Source organism: Sporosarcina luteola, assembly GCF_023715245.1.
In the GTDB taxonomy this organism is placed as follows: Bacteria; Bacillota; Bacilli; order Bacillales_A; family Planococcaceae; genus Sporosarcina; species Sporosarcina luteola_C.
The window spans coordinates 110,401-131,604 of record NZ_JAMBNV010000005.1; the positions used below are offsets into that span (position 1 = coordinate 110,401).

Annotated in this window: 21 protein-coding genes; 11 read left to right on the plus strand and 10 right to left on the minus strand. The window is 40.0% G+C overall.

What is annotated here, in order from left to right; genetic code table 11:
* Window positions 1-229: 229 nt before the first annotated feature.
* The 3 genes from M3152_RS16495 to M3152_RS16505 all read left to right on the plus strand — a co-directional run bounded on the left by M3152_RS16495 (window position 230) and on the right by M3152_RS16505 (window position 3,290).
* Window positions 230-1,177 (plus strand): agmatinase family protein, encoded by a 948-nt coding sequence (locus tag M3152_RS16495; protein WP_251696802.1) that lies wholly within the window; start codon window positions 230-232, stop codon window positions 1,175-1,177.
* A 108-nt stretch (window positions 1,178-1,285) separates the two neighbouring features.
* Window positions 1,286-1,930, plus strand: coding sequence for a helix-turn-helix transcriptional regulator (locus tag M3152_RS16500; protein ID WP_251696803.1), 645 nt, complete (start codon window positions 1,286-1,288; stop codon window positions 1,928-1,930).
* 100 nt (window positions 1,931-2,030) lie between these two features.
* Window positions 2,031-3,290 (plus strand): Nramp family divalent metal transporter, encoded by a 1,260-nt coding sequence (locus tag M3152_RS16505; protein WP_251696805.1) that lies wholly within the window; start codon window positions 2,031-2,033, stop codon window positions 3,288-3,290.
* A 119-nt stretch (window positions 3,291-3,409) separates the two neighbouring features.
* On the opposite strand, the gene M3152_RS16510 is transcribed toward M3152_RS16505, so the two are convergent.
* From M3152_RS16510 to M3152_RS16525, 4 genes are all read right to left on the minus strand, one after another.
* A complete protein-coding gene (locus M3152_RS16510) occupies window positions 3,410-3,850 on the minus strand; it encodes an NUDIX domain-containing protein (RefSeq protein WP_251696807.1) in 441 nt (146 codons plus the stop codon).
* A 203-nt stretch (window positions 3,851-4,053) separates the two neighbouring features.
* Window positions 4,054-5,253 (minus strand): Bcr/CflA family multidrug efflux MFS transporter, encoded by a 1,200-nt coding sequence (locus tag M3152_RS16515; RefSeq protein ID WP_251696809.1) that lies wholly within the window; start codon window positions 5,251-5,253, stop codon window positions 4,054-4,056.
* A 192-nt stretch (window positions 5,254-5,445) separates the two neighbouring features.
* Window positions 5,446-6,744, minus strand: a complete 1,299-nt coding sequence (locus M3152_RS16520; protein ID WP_251696811.1) for an NCS2 family permease — start codon at window positions 6,742-6,744, stop codon at window positions 5,446-5,448.
* A gap of 387 nt (window positions 6,745-7,131) precedes the next feature.
* The gene (locus M3152_RS16525) at window positions 7,132-7,587 is read right to left on the minus strand and encodes a GNAT family N-acetyltransferase (protein WP_251696813.1); all 456 of its coding nucleotides are present in this window, start codon (window positions 7,585-7,587) and stop codon (window positions 7,132-7,134) included.
* A 78-nt stretch (window positions 7,588-7,665) separates the two neighbouring features.
* Here M3152_RS16525 and M3152_RS16530 point away from each other — a divergent pair, with 78 nt between their 5' ends.
* Entirely contained in the window at window positions 7,666-7,851 is a 186-nt protein-coding gene (locus M3152_RS16530) for a hypothetical protein (protein WP_251696815.1), read from the plus strand.
* 56 nt (window positions 7,852-7,907) lie between these two features.
* Here the strand turns inward: M3152_RS16530 and M3152_RS16535 are convergent, their stop codons facing one another.
* The 3 genes from M3152_RS16535 to M3152_RS16545 form a co-directional block, all read right to left on the minus strand.
* Window positions 7,908-8,315, minus strand: coding sequence for a hypothetical protein (locus tag M3152_RS16535; protein ID WP_251696817.1), 408 nt, complete (start codon window positions 8,313-8,315; stop codon window positions 7,908-7,910).
* A gap of 34 nt (window positions 8,316-8,349) precedes the next feature.
* Window positions 8,350-8,652 carry a hypothetical protein gene (locus tag M3152_RS16540; RefSeq protein ID WP_251696818.1) on the minus strand — a complete coding sequence of 101 codons (303 nt, stop codon included), beginning with the start codon at window positions 8,650-8,652 and terminating at the stop codon, window positions 8,350-8,352.
* Window positions 8,653-8,722: 70 nt separating this feature from the next.
* Entirely contained in the window at window positions 8,723-9,583 is an 861-nt protein-coding gene (locus M3152_RS16545) for a DMT family transporter (protein ID WP_251696820.1), read from the minus strand.
* A 235-nt stretch (window positions 9,584-9,818) separates the two neighbouring features.
* Here M3152_RS16545 and M3152_RS16550 point away from each other — a divergent pair, with 235 nt between their 5' ends.
* The 5 genes from M3152_RS16550 to M3152_RS16570 all read left to right on the plus strand — a co-directional run bounded on the left by M3152_RS16550 (window position 9,819) and on the right by M3152_RS16570 (window position 14,994).
* Window positions 9,819-10,154, plus strand: coding sequence for a DMT family transporter (locus M3152_RS16550; RefSeq protein WP_251696822.1), 336 nt, complete (start codon window positions 9,819-9,821; stop codon window positions 10,152-10,154).
* A 311-nt stretch (window positions 10,155-10,465) separates the two neighbouring features.
* Window positions 10,466-11,443 carry a tRNA dihydrouridine synthase gene (locus M3152_RS16555; RefSeq protein ID WP_251696824.1) on the plus strand — a complete coding sequence of 326 codons (978 nt, stop codon included), beginning with the start codon at window positions 10,466-10,468 and terminating at the stop codon, window positions 11,441-11,443.
* A gap of 241 nt (window positions 11,444-11,684) precedes the next feature.
* Window positions 11,685-12,311 carry a 2OG-Fe(II) oxygenase gene (locus M3152_RS16560; RefSeq protein ID WP_251696826.1) on the plus strand — a complete coding sequence of 209 codons (627 nt, stop codon included), beginning with the start codon at window positions 11,685-11,687 and terminating at the stop codon, window positions 12,309-12,311.
* Between the two features lie 203 nt (window positions 12,312-12,514).
* Window positions 12,515-13,702, plus strand: a complete 1,188-nt coding sequence (locus M3152_RS16565; RefSeq protein ID WP_251696828.1) for an HD-GYP domain-containing protein — start codon at window positions 12,515-12,517, stop codon at window positions 13,700-13,702.
* Between the two features lie 125 nt (window positions 13,703-13,827).
* Window positions 13,828-14,994, plus strand: a complete 1,167-nt coding sequence (locus tag M3152_RS16570) for a peptidase (protein WP_251696830.1) — start codon at window positions 13,828-13,830, stop codon at window positions 14,992-14,994.
* A gap of 64 nt (window positions 14,995-15,058) precedes the next feature.
* On the opposite strand, the gene M3152_RS16575 is transcribed toward M3152_RS16570, so the two are convergent.
* Together M3152_RS16575 and sstT are read right to left on the minus strand one after the other, a co-directional pair.
* Entirely contained in the window at window positions 15,059-16,330 is a 1,272-nt protein-coding gene (locus M3152_RS16575) for a RidA family protein (protein WP_251696832.1), read from the minus strand.
* Between the two features lie 369 nt (window positions 16,331-16,699).
* Complete coding sequence (gene sstT, locus M3152_RS16580; RefSeq protein ID WP_251696834.1) at window positions 16,700-17,953, minus strand: serine/threonine transporter SstT; 1,254 nt, start codon at window positions 17,951-17,953, stop codon at window positions 16,700-16,702.
* A gap of 417 nt (window positions 17,954-18,370) precedes the next feature.
* Here sstT and M3152_RS16585 point away from each other — a divergent pair, with 417 nt between their 5' ends.
* A complete protein-coding gene (locus M3152_RS16585) occupies window positions 18,371-18,706 on the plus strand; it encodes a hypothetical protein (protein WP_251696836.1) in 336 nt (111 codons plus the stop codon).
* Between the two features lie 100 nt (window positions 18,707-18,806).
* Complete coding sequence (locus tag M3152_RS16590; RefSeq protein ID WP_251696838.1) at window positions 18,807-19,292, plus strand: hypothetical protein; 486 nt, start codon at window positions 18,807-18,809, stop codon at window positions 19,290-19,292.
* Window positions 19,293-19,355: 63 nt separating this feature from the next.
* Here the strand turns inward: M3152_RS16590 and M3152_RS16595 are convergent, their stop codons facing one another.
* Window positions 19,356-21,134, minus strand: coding sequence for a M14 family zinc carboxypeptidase (locus M3152_RS16595; protein ID WP_251696839.1), 1,779 nt, complete (start codon window positions 21,132-21,134; stop codon window positions 19,356-19,358).
* Between the last annotated feature and the right edge of the window lie 70 nt (window positions 21,135-21,204).

Sequence of the window (21,204 nt, forward strand, 5' to 3'; positions counted from 1 at the left end):
AATTGTCATAAATGCACCGTGCACAGGCACCAACATAAATGCCAATTTACGGAAGGAGAAATTGCTCAATAGTAGACTCCACTGGGACTCCGCCCAATTCCACTAGTAATTAGGCTCCCTAAACATTTTTAATTTATTTAAAAAACCTTTGACTTTTTTTCAAAGAAACAGTACGATTCATTTTAGAAGTTGACTAATTTTCAAAACACATCGAAAGGAATTGATTTAATTGACTAACATTCTTTATGGTAATACACCTTGCTTTTTAGGAGCAGAAAACATCTCTGCTACTAAATCTTTCGAGAATATAGATGCCGTCGTATACGGAATTCCATGGGAAGGAGCCGTTACATGGGGAGATTACACAGGTTGTGAACTTGGCCCGAAAGTGATGCGCTTAACTTCTGCTCGTTATAGCGGTTATTTACCGGAACTTGATCATATTGATGTGTTTGAACATATGAAAATCGGAGATATCGGAGACATCGATGTCGTACCCGCTGATGTAGATGAAACAATGAATCGCATTACAAAATTTTCGAGCGATCTATGGAAAAGTGGGAAATTTCTTATTGGCTTAGGCGGCGATCATGGCGTTACTTTCCCAATCGTGAAAGCGCTTGCTGAAACGGGTAAAAAAATCGGCATCATTCATCTTGATGCACATTACGACAACCTCCCTTCTCATAACGGAGACCAATATGCACGTTGCAGCCCGTTTGCCCGTCTATACGAGCAAGAAGGCGTCCGCAATGAAAGTATCATCCATACAGGGATTCACGGGCCAAGAAATATGCCCGAAGCTGGCCGTAATGCGAAGGAAGCCGGCGCTGTTACAGTAACAATTAACGATATTCGAAATGCGAAAGACTTAAAGGCATTTGCTGGTGAACTATATGCAATGGCAAGCAAAGATGTAGATTGTGTCTACCTAAGCATCTGCAGTGACGTGCTAGATTTTGCGTTCAACCCTGGCGGTCCAGTTGACGGCAACGGTCTAACTTCTTATGAGCTACTTACGCTTGTCTACGAAATTTGCAAGCAAGGTGTCATCGGGATGGATTTCGTGGAAATCTACCCACAACAAGATCCGAACCAAAACTCAGCGCACTTTGTTTCAACAGTCGTTTTATATGCACTCGCTGGTGAAATTGCTCACAAACAACAAAACTTGTAATTCCCTACCCCGTAAATTTTAAGTCTTCAACCCTATCATGAGGTTGAAGACTTCTATGCAAAGCGTGATTAAAGCGCTTACATAAGAAATTGAAAAATGGTGATAAAAATGGCTGATACAAACGGAGAAATTAACAATATTTTGAAGCGCTACGAGCCTATTGCTGATATGATTCATGCCACTTTTGGCAGCAATTGTGAAGTCGTCATACATGATCTAAGCAATGTCCAATCTTCCCTTGTTTATATTCAAGGAAACGTGACAGGTCGTGAAGTAGGTGCCCCTACAACCGAAGTTATTTTGAAACAACTACGCCAACATGGCAATGAAGTGAAAGATAAACTTGGATTTACGACACGAACGTCAGACGGGAAAATGGTGAAAACCTCCATCTCTTTCATTCGGAACAATGAAGGTGAAGTCATTGGTTATTTGGGCATAAACTTCGATATTACTGCTTTTTCAATGGTTAACCAAGTGATGAAAGAATTTATCACTGTATACGATGCAGAAGAAAGTAGTAATCACCTGGATGAATCTTATGCGAAGAATATCGATGAAGTTTTTCATCATTTAATTAGCTCTGTAACGCTTGAAATCGGAGTTCCTATTCCAGAAATGTCCCGAAACGAGCGCATTCGTTTTGTTCAGAAGTTGGAAGAGAGAGGCGCTTTCCTAATCCAAGGGTCCGGTGACCGCATCGCTACTGTGCTGGGTGTTTCAAAACAAACGATCTATAACTATTTAGAATGAATTATAGAAAATAGAATATACACATGATGAAATCCTAGTTGGTTTCATCCACCATAAATAAACGAAATATTTCAAACGTTGAAACGAGAGGTGTACTACAATGACGAATGTTGAACTTGAGAACGTCCAAGTTGCAGAGAGAAAATCATTACTAGATAGATTAAAAGTGATTGGTCCTGGCGCCATCATTACTGCTTCTTTTATTGGTCCGGGAACAGTAACAACTGCTACTCGAGCAGGTGCCTCGTATGGATATGCAATCCTCTGGGCGGTCGTCTTTTCGATCATCGCGACAATCGTGTTGCAAGAAATGACAGCACGTCTCGGCATAATTACGCGCAAAGGTCTGGGGGAAGCCGTTCGTGAACAATTCTCCAATCCCATATTAAAATATGGCTCCATGTGGCTTGTCATGATTGCAATCAGCGTCGGGTGTGCTGCTTATATGGCCGGTGATCTGCTCGGGACATCGCTCGGCATTTCAACGTTGACGGGCATTTCACCAAATGTGCTCGGTCCAATTGTAGGCATCATCATTTTATTTATTGGACTGAGCGGAAGTTATAAATTGATTGAACGGGTCATGGTCGCTTTGATTGCCATCATGAGTTTGACGTTCATTACGACGATGTTTGTCGCAAAGCCTAACCTTGGCGAATTGTTCCAAGGTGCATTCCTTCCGACGATCCCAAGCGGTTCCATCATTATGATCATAGCGCTGATCGGAACGACTGTTGTACCCTATAATTTATTTTTACATTCCTCCATGGTACAGGAACGTTGGAATAAACCGACTGACTTGAAAGAAGCGCGCATTGATACGATTGTCTCGATCAGTATCGGCGGACTGATTACAGCGGCGGTGTTAATTACCGCGGGTGCGATGATTCAAGGTGTTGAAGTTTCAGGCGCTGCAGACTTATCCCTTCAGCTGGAACCTATTTTAGGACAATGGGCGAAAGCGTTCATGAGCCTCGGACTGTTTGCAGCAGGATTTTCTTCGGCACTCGCTTCCCCGCTCGGAGCGGCGATGACCGTAAGTAGTGTGTTGAAATGGGAAAACGGCATGAAGGACAAGCGTTTCAAAACTGTCTTCGCAACTGTGATGATCATCGGCATCGTCTGTTCAGGTCTTGGCTTTAATCCTCTCGACGTGTTATTGTTCGCACAAGCGCTGAACGGTATTTTACTCCCAGTAATCGTCATTACGCTTCTTGTAATAATGAATAACAAAAAGCGTCTCGGTGAATTTGGAAACTCTGTGAAGGCCAATATTATCGGCGGAATCGTCGCTGTCATTTGTACGTTCCTCGGTATATATAGTTTGATCGATGCCATTAAAGCTTTTATTGGAGCGTAAATGTTACGCTGCAAAGACAAAAAAGATAAAGAGAAGCACAAACCATGGACCCGGTTTGTGCTTCTTCAAAGCTAATTAAAGTCCTGATTGTTTAAACACGCCCGATTATTGAATATTGATTAGCGAATAAATGCCGCTTCCCTTTCTGAAAGAGCATCCTCAAGCCATTGGGGGTGCATTGTTAACAAATCTTCTGGTAAATTGTCCTGACTAAAAAATTTAATTTCAAGCGATTCATCTGAATTACATGTAAGTTCCCCGCCTGTAATTTCGGCAAGAAAACAAGTCGTAATAAAATGCACTACCTTGCCATTTGGATAATTGAACACTTGTGAATCTGGATCGGAATAAACACCAATCAGCTTTTTGATACTTATATCTAAATTCGTCTCTTCTTTTACTTCTCTCATAACTGCTTCAGACACTGTTTCACCAATTTCCACATGTCCTGACGGGATTCCCCACAAACCCACATCAGCTCTTTTTTGCAATAAAACTTGATTCTCTGTGTTCAAAATAATTACAGCAACTCCAGCTTTTAAATCATCAATTTTTTTCAAATCAAAACTCCTTTCATAAAAAAACGGTCCAATTGCGATGCTGTTCTAAGAATAAAAGCGCAGTTCCTTGCTTCGGAAATGCGCCTGATTAATAGTATTCTTCATTCACAATAAAACTCCTTCTTACTGGCCCCCTGACAGTTTAGCTGCAAATTTAATAAAAGGCATCCGGGAATGCTCTACTTCCAAAATGCCTTTTATTGTTATGTTTCCATACTCTTTCTCCGCGCAAGTCCGTAATAAGATAGAAGTGCAATGATAGATGTACCAAAAATGATGACCCCCATCGGGATTGCTGTTTCCTCTCCTGCGATGCCAACGAGCGGTGCAGTGATTGAGCCTAAGATGAATGGCAATAATCCTAGCAACGCGGAAGCACTTCCTGCAATATGGCCTTGCGATTCCATCGCCAATGAAAACGAGGACGTAGCAATGATACCAATAGATGCAACGAAAAAGAAGATGGGCACAACGATTGAGAGAAGCGGGCCGTGCACAAGAACCGCAATAAGTAAAAATGCGCCTGATGTGACGGAAATAAATAATCCTGTCTGTAAGAATCGCTGTTCAGAAACGATGCCCGTTAAACGCCCGACAACTTGCGAGCCGATGATGAGTCCTATTCCATTCATGCCGAATAACACACTAAATAGTTGCGGCGAAACACCGTAAATCGTTTGATACACAAAGGGAGTACCCGCGACATAAGCGAAGATACCAGCCATGATGAACCCTTGTGCGAGTGCATAGCCCATAAAGCTACGATTTTTCAGTAATGATTGGAAGTTTTTAAATGTCTGGGTGAGATTGCTGGGGACTCGCATATCGTGCGATAATGATTCTTCCATCTTCCAAATCACAACAATGGCCAACAAAAGACCAATAATACTTAATGTGATAAATATGCCTTTCCAATCCGTAAACGCGAGAATAACTCCTCCTAGAAGAGGTGCGAGAATCGGCGCCAGGTTATTGATCAGCATGAGGAGTGCGAAAAACTTCGTTAATTCCCTTCCACTGTATACGTCCCGGACGACTGCCCTGGAGATGACAATTCCCGCAGATGCCGCAAATCCTTGCAGGAAACGAGCCGCAATGAACAATCCAATATTAGGTGCAAAGGCACAAAGGATGGAGGCGGCCAAATAAACGATCAGTGCAACGACTAACGGTTTCTTTCGTCCATGAACATCACTCATCGGACCTAGCACTAACTGTCCTAATCCAATTCCGACTAACGTCGCTGTCAGACTCACTTGTACCAAGGAAGGAGTTGTGCCAAATGCAGTAACGATTGTCGGAAATGATGGCAAATACATATCAATGGTTAAAGGGCCCATCGCTGCAAGCGCCCCTAAAAGCAGTGCCAGCTTTAAGCGCTTAGCTCCTGTTAATGTTTTCATGATGTTTTCAACCTTTCTAAGCTTAAAGGCGGCAAATTCGTTACCTACCTATGTAAACATAAGTTTCTACTTTATCACCAAAATGTCTAAAACGAAAGAATTAGGCTTCCCATTGAGTTCAGTTGATGAATTGCAAAAAAAAGAGCAACCACCCAGAAAATCGGGAGTTGCTCTTTTCGTTACTTGCAAAGTTTAATGCGGCAGAAATGCTAATTGATAAAAGAACAGAATCGCGAACACATACACAAGTGGATGGACAGCACGCCATTTCCCCATCACAACCTTTAAGATTGGATAAGAAATGAAACCTAATGCAATACCTGTTGCAATGCTCGAAGTGAGCGGCATGCTTAATATGATTAAAAATGCTGGGAATGCTTCGTCAATCTCATCCCATTTGATTTTGGCAATAGCCCCCATCATTAAGCTGCCGACAATAATTAATGCTGGTGCTGTAATGGAAGACAAGCCTGAAACCGCACTGACAAGCGGCCCGAAAAATGCTGCAACGATAAATAAAATGGCGACAGTCACCGTAGTTAGCCCAGTTCGTCCACCTGCTGCTACGCCTGCAGATGATTCAATATAAGCACTTGTTGGGGTTGTCCCGAACATCGAGCCAGCAGTGGCGGCAACTGAATCTGCGAGTAGAGCTTGGCGCGCCCTTGGCATTTTATTATCCTTCATTAACCCCGCTTGCTGTGCAACCCCGATCATCGTTCCTGTCGTATCAAAAATCGTCACCATGAGGAACGAAAAGACTACTGGGAAAAGCATATACTGCCATACATCCGTTAAGGCAGTGAACGGATTGGAGACGATGATTCCTTCCGGAAGCGACGGCATTTGAACGAAACCATGGTCAAAGGAAAGATGCCCTGTGAATAAGGCGACAACTGCCGTAATGATCATTCCGAAGAACAATGCTCCATGCACCTTCAACGCCATGAGAATTAGCGTGACAGTAAGACCAAGCAAGGCAAACAGCACTGTTGGTGAATGAAGATCCCCTAGCGCAACGAGATTGGACGGATGCGATACGATCATCCCTGCCTGTCTCATCCCGATAAAGGCGATAAACAAGCCAATCCCCGCCGTAATCCCATTTTTCAAGTTATCAGGAATCGCTTCAATCAATACTTTCCGGAAAGATGTCAAAGACAAAATAACAAAAATGAGGCCCGCAACGAAAACTGCTGCGAAAGCTGTTTCATACGTAATCCCATTTGTTCCGACTACCGAATAGGCGAAATACGCATTCATACCCATCCCCGGTGCAATCGCAATCGGATAATTTGCTGCAAGCGCCATCCATAGGGTTCCGATAACAGTAGCAATGATCGTAGCCGTAAACACCTGATCAAATGGCACGCCCGCGTCTTTCAATATGATCGGATTGACGATTACGATATATACCATCGTAAAAAAGGTTGTGAACCCTGCTAGGACTTCCGTTTTTACAGTTGTATTGTTTTCTTGTAATTTAAACACGAAAAAACTCCTCCAAAGCCGAACGTTTTTTAACACCTTACATATATTATTCGTTTTTAGAGGAGTTTTCAAGTGTTAATTGAAATCTTTTTAAGATTAATGATCACTCAACGGGATTTATGATCACCCAACGGATTTTATGATCACTCAACGGGATTTATGATCACCCAACGGGGTTTATGATCACTCAACGGGATTTATGATCACTTAACGGGATTTATGATCACTTAACGGGATTTATGATCACTTAACGGGATTTATGATCACTTAACGGGATTTATGATCACTCAACGGGGTTTATGATCACTCAACAAGATTTATAATCACTCAACAGGACTTATGATCACTCAACGGGGGTTATGATCACTCAACAGGATTTATGATCACTTAGCGCTTTTTCATCTGCGGAGATATTTCTTTTTTAAACACATAGCTCACTTTGTCATAGTCCATTTTTTCTTCATAAAATCGATGTGCATCCGTTCTTTGTAATCCCGAGGACAAGGCGACACTTTCATACCCATTTTCTTTAGCCCACTCATGTACATATGAAAGCAGTTTTTCACCATATCCATTTGACCGTTTGTTTTTATCAGTAACTAAATCACAAACCCAAACAAAACGCCCATAGTAAAGAGTGATCATTGGTTTAAACCCAGTTGCCGCAACGATTTCTCCCTGATCATATAAGGCAAATAAACGATACATGTCCTTTTCCTTGGCCTCCGCCACCAGTTCAAGATAATCTTTTTCATCTAAATGAGTACGTAGTTGGTTCATTACCGGGAAGGCTTCTAAAATTTCCTTATGAGAGTGAAGTTCTTTAATAGCTAATGTATCCATTGCAATCTCCCTTTTAATTTTTTCACAGTCGTAACAGCCAATGTGTTCATATAATGTAGTAGAGGAGGCTCAAGTGAATTGGATAGATCTATTCTTTTGATAATAGGTTGTATTTTAGCTGGCTTTGCATTATTAAAGGCTCCCTTATCAAGCACCTTTTTAGCAGGTATAGAGCCAATAACTAACATAATAGGTATATTAGCTATATTACTATTCTCCCTGCTCTTACTATACAAAGGGTTAATGTCACTAGTAGGGAAATAGTAAAAAGTCGTTTAGACTCAGACATTATTCTGAGTCTTTTTTTTCTCGCTCTATTACTACTTGAATACCTTTTTCATCAATGCCAGTACGAAAAAATGAATGACTCCACCAAACATACCTACTATGAACGTGAAGATGATTGAATAAAGATTAAATAGAATCACACTACCAAGAAGTCCCGCTAAACCGCCGAAACCTATATACAAAAGTGCCTTTGCCCAATTCGGATACATTTTAGTTCGGGCAGAAAAATCGATGTACAGTGATACAGGAAATGCCCCAAATCCGAAGAACGGCCACGAATATATTCCCACCACCAAGACAGTCGGGCCAAAACCCCAAGAGTCTTGAAATGCAATCATCGAATAAAGTGCCATGAAAACTCCCAAGAGAATGGGAGAAATGAAAATCGTGAAAAAGTAGAGAGAAAAACGATCAAATGTCTCCTTATAGTTTAGCGTCATGTTTGACCGCCTCCCTTTCCTAACCTATGCTTATTTATCCCATCCACATCGCCCAAACAAAAAATGACCATAATGAAATCGGCAGACCTATTAGGAAACAAGCAATCAGGTAAATTGGATTAAGTTTTTTGAAAATCAATAATAGCAGTGGAATCATTACGTACAATCCAATACTAAGAAAAGTGAAGATCGTTATTGCGGTCGTTAATTCAATTGTTGGGTAACGGTCATTCAAATAGTAGGAAAAGTCTTGAGCATAGATACCTAAAACCGTTGCAAGCAGGAGTCCGATAACTATACCGGTAATCAAAAAAGCTTTATGTATACTTACTTTCATATTCTACACATCCTCTCTTATTACTAATAGGGTTATTTCACCCTTCTAATAGGCAATCCTCATATGCAATCTACCTTACCTTAGCCGTCCAATTCACTAGGAAGATGCCAATAAATATACAACCCCCGCCAAATATTACGTTCCACGAAATCACTTCATCCAATAATAGCCAACCCGTAAGAACGCCGAAAAATGGGGCTAAAAACAAAAATGCGCTTGTCTTTCCCGGGTCACCTTTCTGTAAAAGGTAAAACCAAACTGCAAATTGTACAATGGAAGCCATTAATGCCAGCCATACTAAAATGGCAATTGACAAGGGAGTAATTTGAAACGAAGGGTCTTCCAATAGAAAACTGCCAACGAACAGAATCAGCCCACCAAACAACATTTGATAAGCCGTTAATACCCATGTATTAATCTGTGTGCCCCACTTTTTAATTAGTAGAGTGCCGATCGCCCACGAAATGGCTGATAAAAAACCATAGAGTGTTCCAATTCGTAAGTCCACCTGTGCACCAAGCGTAATCAGTACGCCAATAAAACCCAAAATAACACCAAACCATTGTCGCCAACTATACGTCATTTTCATGAAAAGTGTTCCAAATAGTACAACCAATAGTGGATTCGTAAATGTTAATATAGATGATTGCCCCGCTGTTATCGTGCGCAAACTGACAAAGATGCATCCCATGACAGCTGCTGTTTGAAAGAATCCAATCAATGCTATTTTCAACCAAACCGAAACATGCTTCGGAAATGGGATTCGTAAACACTTTACAATAATCGCCATAATGACCCCAGCAATGAGAAAACGTAGCGCAACCAACATGATCGGTGTAGCGTATGCCAATCCAATCTTTCCAATTGTGAAAGCAGACCCCATTAGCGATGTCGTCAATACGACTAGAAATGCAAATAGCCACTTGTTCATAAAGGTAGTCTCCTTCGAAGGTTCTCTTTAATTGAAAGTTTACAAGTTTCATACAAAAAGTATAACACTTAAAAGCGGAAGACAGATGAAGAAATCTGTCATTTATTACTAATCATTTAAGCAAAAGCTTCCGGGGGTCCAAGCATTTGATTAAAAACGTATGGGCGTTACAATGAGGTTACTGTCAATGGTTAGTAGCTACCTCATTCTACATGTTTCAGGAGGAAATTTAACGATGTCCTATCTATATTTAGCACTTTCTATATCTCTGGAGCTTATTGGTACTTCTTTATTAAAAGCCTCAGAGGGGTTTACAAAACTGTTCCCTACCCTAGGAGTCATCATCGCTTTCATAAGCTGCTTTTTCTTTTTATCGTTGTCCCTGAAAACAATTCCTTTAAACACTGCCTATGCTATTTGGTCAGGTATTGGAATTGTTGCGACTGTGATCATTTCAGTTAGCATTTGGAAGGAAAAAATCAATTTGGCAAGCATTGTAGGAATCACCTTCATACTTGTTGGAGTGGTAATTTTGAATTTATTTGGACCGGGGCAAAACGAAGCCAGCTAGCAGTACTAATGGGCCTTTGTAGGAAAGCATGGAGCCTTTGATCGATTAATTGAGCCCTTGTCGAGATAATGGAGCCCTTAATCAATTAATTGAGCCCTTGTCGAAATAATGGAGCCCTTAATCGATTAATTGAGCCCTTGTCGAATTAATGGAGCCCCTAATCGATTAATTGAGCCCTTGTCGAATTAATGGAGCCCTTAATTGATTAATTGAGCCCTAGATCCTTAACAAGAATGTATCAGTGCATTAGACTATAAAAAATGATACTATTTGATGAGCAAAGGACTTTGCATGCAACAGGAGGATACAAGATGAATAACGAGGATAATTTTTGGCTTGAATTGCCGAAGCCGTTTTTTATATTAGCACCAATGGAAGATGTAACAGACGTCGTGTTTCGTCACGTGATCAGTGCAGCGGCACGACCCGACGTATTCTTTACGGAGTTTACGAATACGGAAAGTTATTGCCACCCCGAAGGAAGAGATAGTGTGCGCGGACGGTTAACATTCACAGAAGACGAACAGCCGATTGTCGCTCATATTTGGGGCGATAAACCTGAGTTCTTTTCACAGATGAGTATCGATATGAAAAAACTCGGTTTCCGTGGCATCGATTTGAACATGGGATGCCCAGTGCCGAACGTAGCAGCCAACGGTAAAGGTGCTGGATTGATACAACGGCCGGAAGTTGCAGCAGAACTTATTCAAGCTGCAAAAGCTGGTGGATTGCCAGTCAGTGTTAAAACAAGATTAGGCTACAGTGAAATTGACGAATGGCGCGATTGGTTAGGACATGTACTGAAACAAGACATCGCGAATCTTTCCATCCACCTACGCACAAGAAAAGAAATGAGTAAAGCGGATGCACACTGGGAACTGATCCCGGAAATCAAAAAACTACGGGATGAGATTGCTCCAAATACATTGTTAACAATTAACGGAGATATCCCAGACCGTGCAACAGGGTTGAAATTAGTGGAACAATACGGCGTAGACGGCGTCATGATTGGCCGCGGCGTATTCACGAATCCATTCGCTTTTGAACAGGAACCTACAGAACGCAGCGTGAAGGAGTATCTCAATTTATTACTACTGCACTTGGATCTCCACGATAAATACTCAAACGAGCTCGAACCACGCCCATACAAACCACTTGTCCGCTTCTTCAAGATCTATATTCGAGGATTTAGAGGCGCAGGTGAATTGAGGAACCGATTGATGGATACGAAGTCGACGGATGAGGTGCGTGAGTTATTGAAGGAAGTATTGGAAAAAGAACTGGATTGACACAAATATAATTAACCCTAGTAGAGAGGTTGGAAAATGATATCATTTTCCAGCCTCTCTTTTTCTCCATCATGAACATTCCGATAAGTACCCCTCTTTCAAATACGTGCAAGTTTGCGACATGTGTAAATACGTGATAAAATAAATTGAAATTAATTCCAAAAGAAAGTTGCAGACCGTTAAACCACGCATGCTCATTACCCAAATTAGTTTTATAAATAGTCTAAGAGGTGGTTGGAAGATGATAACGGAAAATAAAGAGCAAACAATATTCGATCACGTTGGAAGTAAAATTATGACAGATAGAGAGATTGACATCGTCACTAGATTAAATGAACCCTTAATAGTCGTTTTAGGGAACGTTCTTAGCGACGAAGAGTGCGATGAACTGATTCAATTGTCTAAGGATAAATTAAACCGTTCAAAAATTGGAACGTCACGCGAAGTAAATGACCAGAGAACGAGTAGCAGTACATTTATTGAAGAAAGTGAAAATGAAATTGTCGTTAGAATTGAAAATAGAGTCTCTTCTATTATGAATATACCTATTGAACACGGTGAAGGTTTGCAAATCCTACGGTATACACCTGGTCAACAGTACAAAGCTCATAATGATTTCTTTAAAACAGCAGACAATAATAGAATCAGTACACTCGTTATGTATTTAAACGATGTTGAAGAAGGTGGAGAAACGTACTTCCCTAAACTGAATTTTTCAGTGTCACCTAAAAAGGGTATGGCCGTTTACTTCGAGTATTTCTATAATGATCAAGCTATGAATGAGTTAACTTTGCATGGTGGCGCGCCCGTTATAACCGGTGAAAAATGGGTCGCAACACAATGGATGAGAAAACAGAAAGTTAGGTAAGAAAGGAGGACCTCCCTATATTTTAGGGATGGTCCTCTCTTAGTTACGGTAGTACTATCCTGAAGATGGACAAAACACTTCAGATTTACTAATAATTGCCGATAACAGTAATGTATAATATAAAGTCTATATCGAAGGCAGCTAGTCATTATGAGATAGTCATTACTACATCACCCTATAGCTGTACTTACAGGGGGAGAAAAATGAATAAAACATCTATATTACAAGAAGAAAAAAGAGCTACTATCTTATTTATGTGGTTATTTTATATTGTGTTTTTTTTATATGAAATTATTTATTATAAAGTGTTTCCATTATTTCCATGGACAGCGACTGTAATACCAGATACAGTTTGGTATTCTTTAAATTTCATTAAACACCTAATCATTATCTGTCTTATCCCTGTTACCATTTATCTCTTTAAAAAGGGAATGCCTGAGAAGGTAAAATACATTGTTGTCATTGCTTATTTAGTTACTAACATAGTAACGGATATTTATTACTACTTTGGCAAAGCAGAATTTTATTCTAGTGGTAACCTTGTAGAATTAGTTATTATATTATTTTCGCCAATTTTTATTAATAAGCGATTTTTCTATTTAGTTACGTTTGGTGTAATTCTAAAATATATATTGGTAGGAGTATTCATACAAGATCCTGTCATATTATTCCCTGTTATTATAAACATCATATTGGCTATTATTGCTTACATCCTTCTTCATCGATTTTTAAGTTACGTGAAGGTATTGACAACTTCCTATGACGAGCAATTAGCTGGAATGGTAAAAGGAGTTATTGCCACATTAGAGCTCAAGGATCCTTATACGCGTGGACATAGTGAGCGTGTGGCGGAATATGCGATGAGTCTTGCAAAAGCAACAGGAAAGGTAAATGAATCCGAATTAAGTTATTTTTATTATGCATGTTTGTTGCACGATATAGGAAAAGTAAATATTCCCGACACCATTTTGGCTAAACATGGTAAACTAACAGAGGAAGAGTATGAAGTTATTAAAACCCACCCTGTTGTAGGAGCTAAAGCAATTGAAGATGTAGAGGGAATCGGTGCTAATCTTGCTGTCGTTTATCATCATCATGAAAGATGGGATGGCAAGGGTTATCCAGATGGGCTAGCAGGACAAGAAATACCCCTTGTTGCCAGAATTACAGCTGTTGCAGATGCTTTCGATGCGATGACTTCCACAAGGTCTTATCGACCAGCACTTCCTTTTGAAGAAGCATATAAACGAATAATAGAGGGAAAAGGCGCTCAGTTCGATCCTGAATTAGTGGAGGTTTTTAAACAAGTGTATCCAGATTGGATAACAATCTCTATACAATATAATAAAATTCATACACCAAAGGAGGCGCTCAAACATGAAAATCCGTAAACTTAAGCAAGTTAAAGTAACATGCTGGTGGTGTTTCTTTATTCCAAAGGTTTAAAGAATCTTACAAATGGGATGCTATCACGATAGCATCCTATTTTCATTTTTAAAGAACGGTGGGACTTAGTTTGAAATTATCGTCAGAATCACAATTCACTCTTTATCCTCTATCCATTCAGAAAGATAAAAAGAATTATATCGTAGAAGAACCTGTCTCTGGTGATTTTTTCGAGATGCCAACGATTTGCATAGATGCGATTGAAAGGATAAATGAAGGCCAAACATTAGGCGAAATTGAAGATGAGCTGCGGGAAAAATATCCGAATGAAACTGTCGATATGATTGAATTTGGCGGACAGCTCATTGAATTAGGTCTAGTCCAAGAGGTAGATGGGGAAAAAACGCCTCGAAAAAAGGAAAGCAAAGTTTCAAGTGGATTTACATGGATCCCCTCTTCAGTTGGGCGTTTCTTTTTCAATGGGATAACAAATAAGATTTATGTTATTTTATTACTGATCAACATTTCACTTATCGTCTGGAACCCTGGATTATTCCCTCATTATAAAGATATATTTATATTTGATTCGATGATGTTCAATATCATTACCTACATGTTGATTTCTCTCCTTTTAATCATCTTTCATGAGTTCGGGCATGTTTTAGCGATCCGCTCCTATGATTTACCGGCTACATTAGGTATTGGGAACCGGCTTATCTTTGTCGTGTTTGAAACGGATTTAACTGCAGCATGGAAACTCGCGCCGAGGCAAAGAAATGTCCTCTATTTTGCCGGGATGTCTTTTGAGCAAGTAGTTGTATTAATCGCGTTAACGTTACAACTTCTTATGCCGGAAGCCAACAGCATTATACTAGGTTTTTTAGGAATAGTCGTATTGGATATTTTCATAAAAACCTTGTATCAATGCTGTTTTTACATGAAAACAGATGTCTATTATTTCGTTGAAAACAGTACCGGATGCTACAACTTGATGGAAAGCGGAAAGCAATATTTAAGTAGGTGGCTGCCATTTTTAAGAAGTGATTCTGATGCAGAAACGTTCGATGGAGAGCAAAGAATTGTTCGTCTGTACAGCTTGTTTTATATCGCCGGGATTTTGTTGACGCTTAGTCTACTTGTTTTTTACTTTCTGCCGCAGGCTTATTTTGCTTATTCACATGTTTTTTCTAATTTACTCTCGTCTAAGACGCCTTCCGCATTTTGGGACGCCATCGCTTTTCTTGGACAAACCGCACTTCTATTAGGTTTGTTCGTGTACTCGAAGAGAAAGGCGTGAGACAAAAGAACGTAAAAAGGAGCTTCTTCAATTTTCATTGAAGATAGCTCCTTTTTATAATTAGTTACGCTTGTGGAGGTGTTCCTTCAGCGTTTGATACGACTACATCGATTTGGATTGAAGCACCTTCAGGTAGAGCTGATACACCAACTGTTCTACGTGCAGGAACTCCGCCCGGGAAGAATGTTTTGTAAACTTCATCTACTGCATCGATATCCTCGATGTTTGTAAGGAAGAGATTTACTTTAACGATATCTTCCATAGCGTGGTCGATGCTTTCAACAATTGCTTTAACATTTTTCAAACATTGTTCAGCTTGCTCTTTTACGCCACCAGCTACCAATTGGCCTGTTTTAGCATCCAATGGTAATTGACCTGAAAGGTGATTGTAATGAGAGAACGCTACAGTTTGTGTAGACAGAGAGCTCTTTGGTGCATTGTCCGTGTTGTTAGCCCAAATAACGATGCCATGTCTGTCTTCAATTTCTTGTGGAGGCGTACCATCACCGTGTGACACAACTGCTTCCATTTGTACCAAAGCACCCATAGGTAGAGCTGATGCTTCAACTACTGTACGTGCAGGGACATAGGCAACAGTTCTAGCGATAGCGGAGTCTGGGAAGAATGTTGAATACACTTCGTTTACCGCTTCCATATCTGCAAGATCTTTAACGAAGATCGTCATTTTAACGATATCGTCAAAAGGAACGTCAATGCTTTCTAGAATTGCTTTAATGTTTTTCAAGGACTGTACAGCTTGCTCTTTTACGCCACCAATAACCAATCTGCCTGTTTTCGGATCGATCGGCAATTGAGCTGAGAGGTAATTGTAGTGAGAGAATGCGACAGTTTGAGTAGATAATGCACATGTAGGCGCATTCGCAGTGTTATTCGTTAGCTTGATAAGGTCGCCTGCTTGTGGAGCATTTGGAATTGAACCTTCTCCGTGTGAAAGAAGTGCTTCAACTTGTACCATAGCATCCATTGGCAAAGCTGCAACTGCAACGTTTGTGCGTGCAGGAACATAAGTTGGGAAGAATGTTTTATAAACTTCGTTAACTGCATCAACGTCTTTAATATCTTTCACGAATACTGTGATTCGAACGATATCGCTCATAACATGACCGATGCTGTCTACAATTGACTTAATGTTCGTAAAGCACTGCTCCGCTTGCTCAGTTATGCCACCAGCAACCAATTTACCTGTTGATGGATCTACAGGCAATTGAGCTGAAAGGTTATTGTAGTGAGAGAAAGCTACTGAATGTGAAAACAGACCGTTACCGCTTGGTGCATTTTCCGTGTTTTTTGCTGATACTGCGTTATATCCGCTCATAATATTAGTCCCCTTTAATAAGTATTTAGTAACTCAAGTATGCGCTGAAAAACCCGGTCTAAACCTTAGTTCTTTTCTGCGTTGCAGAGAAGCATTACTAGTAGACCCTTACCATTCTTCAATAGCGACTACTGAATTACACTCCAAGAGTAATGAACCCCTTAGAGTAAAGTTGAAACATATGCCGGCCAAAAGGATTTCTCCTTTTCGCTATGTAGTGTTATCATATCCGAGCTCTGGAATACCACATAGAACTACCTAGTATAAACATAAGGGTGTCTGCATTGTCAAACACGACACATTAAAAAACCACAATCACTGAATTATCTTCAGTAATCGTGGCTTTTTAGCTGTTTTTTAATGAATATCTTAAACTTTCCGGAACTTCCAAGAAGATTGCATAGAAACCTCTTTACCTTCTTTACGTTCATTCGCATACTCAGCTGTAGCTGTAAACAGTACGTCCGAAGATGAATTCAATGCAGTTTCACAAGAATCCTGAATAACTCCGATGATAAAACCAACGCCAACAACTTGCATTGCGATATCATTTGGAACTCCAAACAAACTACATGCTAGCGGAATCAACAAAAGTGATCCGCCTGCAACACCGGATGCACCGGCTGCAGAGATAGCCGCAACAACTGAAAGCATAAGCGAAGTCAGAATATCGACTTCAATCCCAAGCGTATGAACTGTTGCAAGTGTTAGTACAGCAATTGTAACGGCTGCACCAGCCATATTGATTGTTGCACCTAGAGGAATTGAGACTGCATACGTATCCTCATCCAAACCAAGTTTTTCAGCTAACTTCATATTTACTGGAATATTAGCAGCAGAACTACGTGTAAAGAATGCGGTAATTCCACTTTCTCTTAACACCATGAATACTAGTGGATATGGATTTTTGCGCGTATAGACATATACAATTAACGGGTTCACAACAAGTGCGATAAACAACATACATCCCACTAAAATTAAGATTAAGCGTCCATAAACAAGCAAAGCGGAAAGCCCCGTCGATACAATTGCATCGAATACAAGACCCATAATACCGAGCGGCGCCAAATTGATCACCCATTGCACGACTTTCGTGACCGCATCCGAAAAACTTCCTAACATATCTTTTGTATGTTGATTTGCCTTTTTTAATGCAATCCCTAATACGACTGCCCACATTAAAATACCTAGATAGTTCGCATTGACTAATGCATCAATCGGATTAGAAACCAGGTTGAATAATAATGTTTCCAATACTTCCATTATGCCTTCAGGAGGTGAAAGATCCTCAGCCCCTGTTGTCAATGTCAGTTTCACTGGGAATAAAAAGCTCGCTACTACAGCGACAGCACCAGCCAGCAATGTACCAATAGCGTACAAACCAAGAATCGATTTCATATTCGTTTTCGTGCCGCTCTTATGCACTGCAATTGCATGCATCACCAAGAATAAGACTAATACAGGTGCAACCGCTTTCAATGCCCCGACAAATAATGCACCAAAAATGGTGACCCAACTAGCGGCTTTGGGAACTGTTAAAGCTAAGACAAGACCGACAAGAATACCGACAATGATTCTTTTTACTAGGCTTATTTGATTCCATTTACCAACTACATTTCTCATTCGTCTACCCCCAATATCTCTCGTTGTATAAAATCTTCAATCATCTCTCCCCGTTAGAGTAGACTGAGGCTTTATTTTATCACAATCTTTTTAGAATTGTGAAGCACATTTTTATAATTAACGGATTTTGGAATTTGGGGAAGTGCAGAACCTTAGTCCTGTATACCAAAAGAAGTGTGAATACCTGATAGGAATTTTCCCAATATCAGTCAAGAGATAACTGGAGGCCTTCCATTACAACAGACTATATTTCTTGCGAAAACCACTAAAAATATAAGGATAATCACCTATAATTTCTTCAATTAATTACCCATGAGCCCATATGATTTTCCCAATTTCACAAATGAGCATAGTTTGCTACAGTTAGGTTGTAAGGCAAGTAATTATCGTTAAATTGTAAACGGATGGAGAGAAATTATGAAGAATAAAATCAGCATAGTGATTATATCCACAATATTAATTGGTGGTATTCTCTTTTTCGCCACTTATCTTGCATATGAGGAAAACAATAAATTCTTTTACTTTCCGATACCCAAAAACGCGGAATTACTCCATACTAAAGCTGACGTTGCTGTTTATAACTGGTCAAAAGCCTCTGAAGAAGACGGAATTCCTTTTATGTATGAGATAATAATCAAATCAAAAGGATGGAGCAAAGCAGGCAGAGAAGGTGCTTCAACTTTTTATGAAAAAGAAGGACATAGAATTGATTTGATCTCTCAAACGGACCAATTAACTCTGATAGCGAAATAAGGAAATTTAATGCGAATTTTTCACAACGTAAGAAGTGTTCAGAAGTCATATCGGAGAAGGTATCGTCTATTAAGTGGCGGTGCTTTTAGGAGGGATTCGTATGAAAAGATATATTCCGATTGCGTTAGTATGCCTAACTTTCCTAGTAGCAGCCTGCAGCCAAAACGATGAAGCAGACACTGAAGAATATTACGGATTGATCGGCAGTGGTAATGCGATGGGATACGGTTTCACGATTACTATAGAGGAGAGCGGGACGATTCTTTGGGAGCTTGATAATAAAGGCGATCTTATTGTAATCGAAAAGAACGAGGACAATATAGATGAATTAGTGAATTATGCGACTGCTATTCATGATATCGAATCATCGCTCTCTACGGTCTTTTATTCATTAATCTACCTTTTGCTCGTTGTAGCAATTGCATTGTTCCTTTATGCAAGAAATAGAAAAGCACTTAAATACGGTGGTGCAATAGCTGTTGTAATAGCAAGCGGTATTGCATTGTATTTTGCAGCCGATGCGTCTATTGAATTAAACAATGCGTTGCAAGAAGCAAAACTATATTACTTGAGGCTTGTGGGTTGAATGAGCTCAAAGCATTTGAAAAACCACTTTGCTATACGCGCAAAGTGGTTTTTCCTTACCGTGTTATTTTTCACTTGAGTCTTCCATAGTATCAATAGATATATCATTTAGACCTTCATTTACTATATAATCCTCATACTTCATGAAAAATGTTGAAATATGACCACGCTTCAAGACTTCATTCACACCAAAGTTTTCGAATGTCATATTGGAAGCATCATATCCATTGGAAATATTTGCATCATACATGAATTGTACAGATTCCTCTATGCTGATATCCGGATTGTTAAAATGGAAAGAAGCTAATAAATGCGCCATTTTGCCCCTGGAAATAGGTTGATTCGCCTTTGCCAAATTTTCAAGACTCCCTTCTACAGGAAGTTTATAGTTAGTCGCTAATTGATAAGGAACAGAAGCCCAATGATTTGATTGCGGCGCAGTAGTAGCTAGTTCATCTGGTTTTGCGAAGCGGAATAACATCGCCAAGAATTGCGCTTCCGTTAAATTGTCCATAGGCTTCAAATATCTTCGGTTATTGACAACGCTGCCAAACATCAACCCTCTATTAACGGACCATAAAATAGGCTCTGACCAGTATTCCCCCTCTTTATAATCTACAAAGCCTTGGACAGTATATTCCTTCGTATTGGCTTTCTTAATCCACATATTGCCCTTATCCGTCCTAATAAGGTACCAGTCAGCTTTTTCTCCAACGACGGAAACTCTTTGTGGATTCAAAGAGTGATTAGCTGATTTGAGAGGTTTGGAATATAACGTTGTTTCATTCAATAAATCAACCCGTACATCATTCAAATAAACAAGCTTTTGTTTATCTAACCAAAGTTGATAACTTTCAGTTGCGGCATACATTGGTACGGCCTGATTTTGCTTCCAAATCCGATCAAAGGCACTTAACGGAAGATTTGTCTCTCCTGCAAACTTGCCAAGCTCCGGTGTCAATGCAGGCTTCCCGAACTTAGCTATAAACCAATCTGTTGATGCGCCAGTAGCTTTATTTTGTGCAAACATTAGTTTATATCCTGTCATGCCTGCTATTTTATTGGCTATAATTCGATCACGCTGCTTCGTTTTGTACTCAATCTTATAATCCCAATACAGAATTTCACCTGAAGAATGGTAGTCCAAGAGCATCTCTGGATATACCTCACTAACCAATTTCATAACAGCTTTCACTTCTGCGATTTGGCCAGGTTTTGAGCCTTTGTGATTTCTCCAAGATGGAGTTGCGGAATTGTTTTGTATCCTACTCCAATCCACATCATAATTCCTGTTGGGATCAACCCCTTGGGCATTTGCCTTCCAACGCTTGAAATCTCTGCTGCCGTTATTCATTTTAATTAATTGATTATGGATTTCTTTCGGAAAAGCGCTCAATCCTTTTTGCTGCAATGTAACACCGTCTGGATTTACCATGGGAATAAACCAAATCGTCGTATGATCAAGAACTTCCTTCACATTGTACCCTTGTATGGATTGATTGCTTTCATAGGAAGCAGCATATTTGTAAGCCAGATGCATTGTTAGTATGGTAGACATCCATTCTCTAGCATGGTGTGAGCCCGTAACTAAAAGAGTGGAATCTCCTTTCCCAACTTTCATCGCCCAAATATCCCTGCCATACGCAGTCTTGCCAAGTGACTTATATTCCACCAACTCCGGGTAATCCTTTGCTAACTGCTGGATATCCTTGGTCATTTTCTCATATGTATATTCTTGTTTCGGTGTACTGATATAATACCTTGATTGTGCGAATGTGATACTACTGAAAGTCACTAGAAATAGAGAAATAACAGTAATGCATGCAATGATCTTTTTCAACATAATGGATCTCCCCCTGCCGCCAGTTTCTTCTTTAATATGTTTAATCTCAGTGTGTCTATTATACCATGAC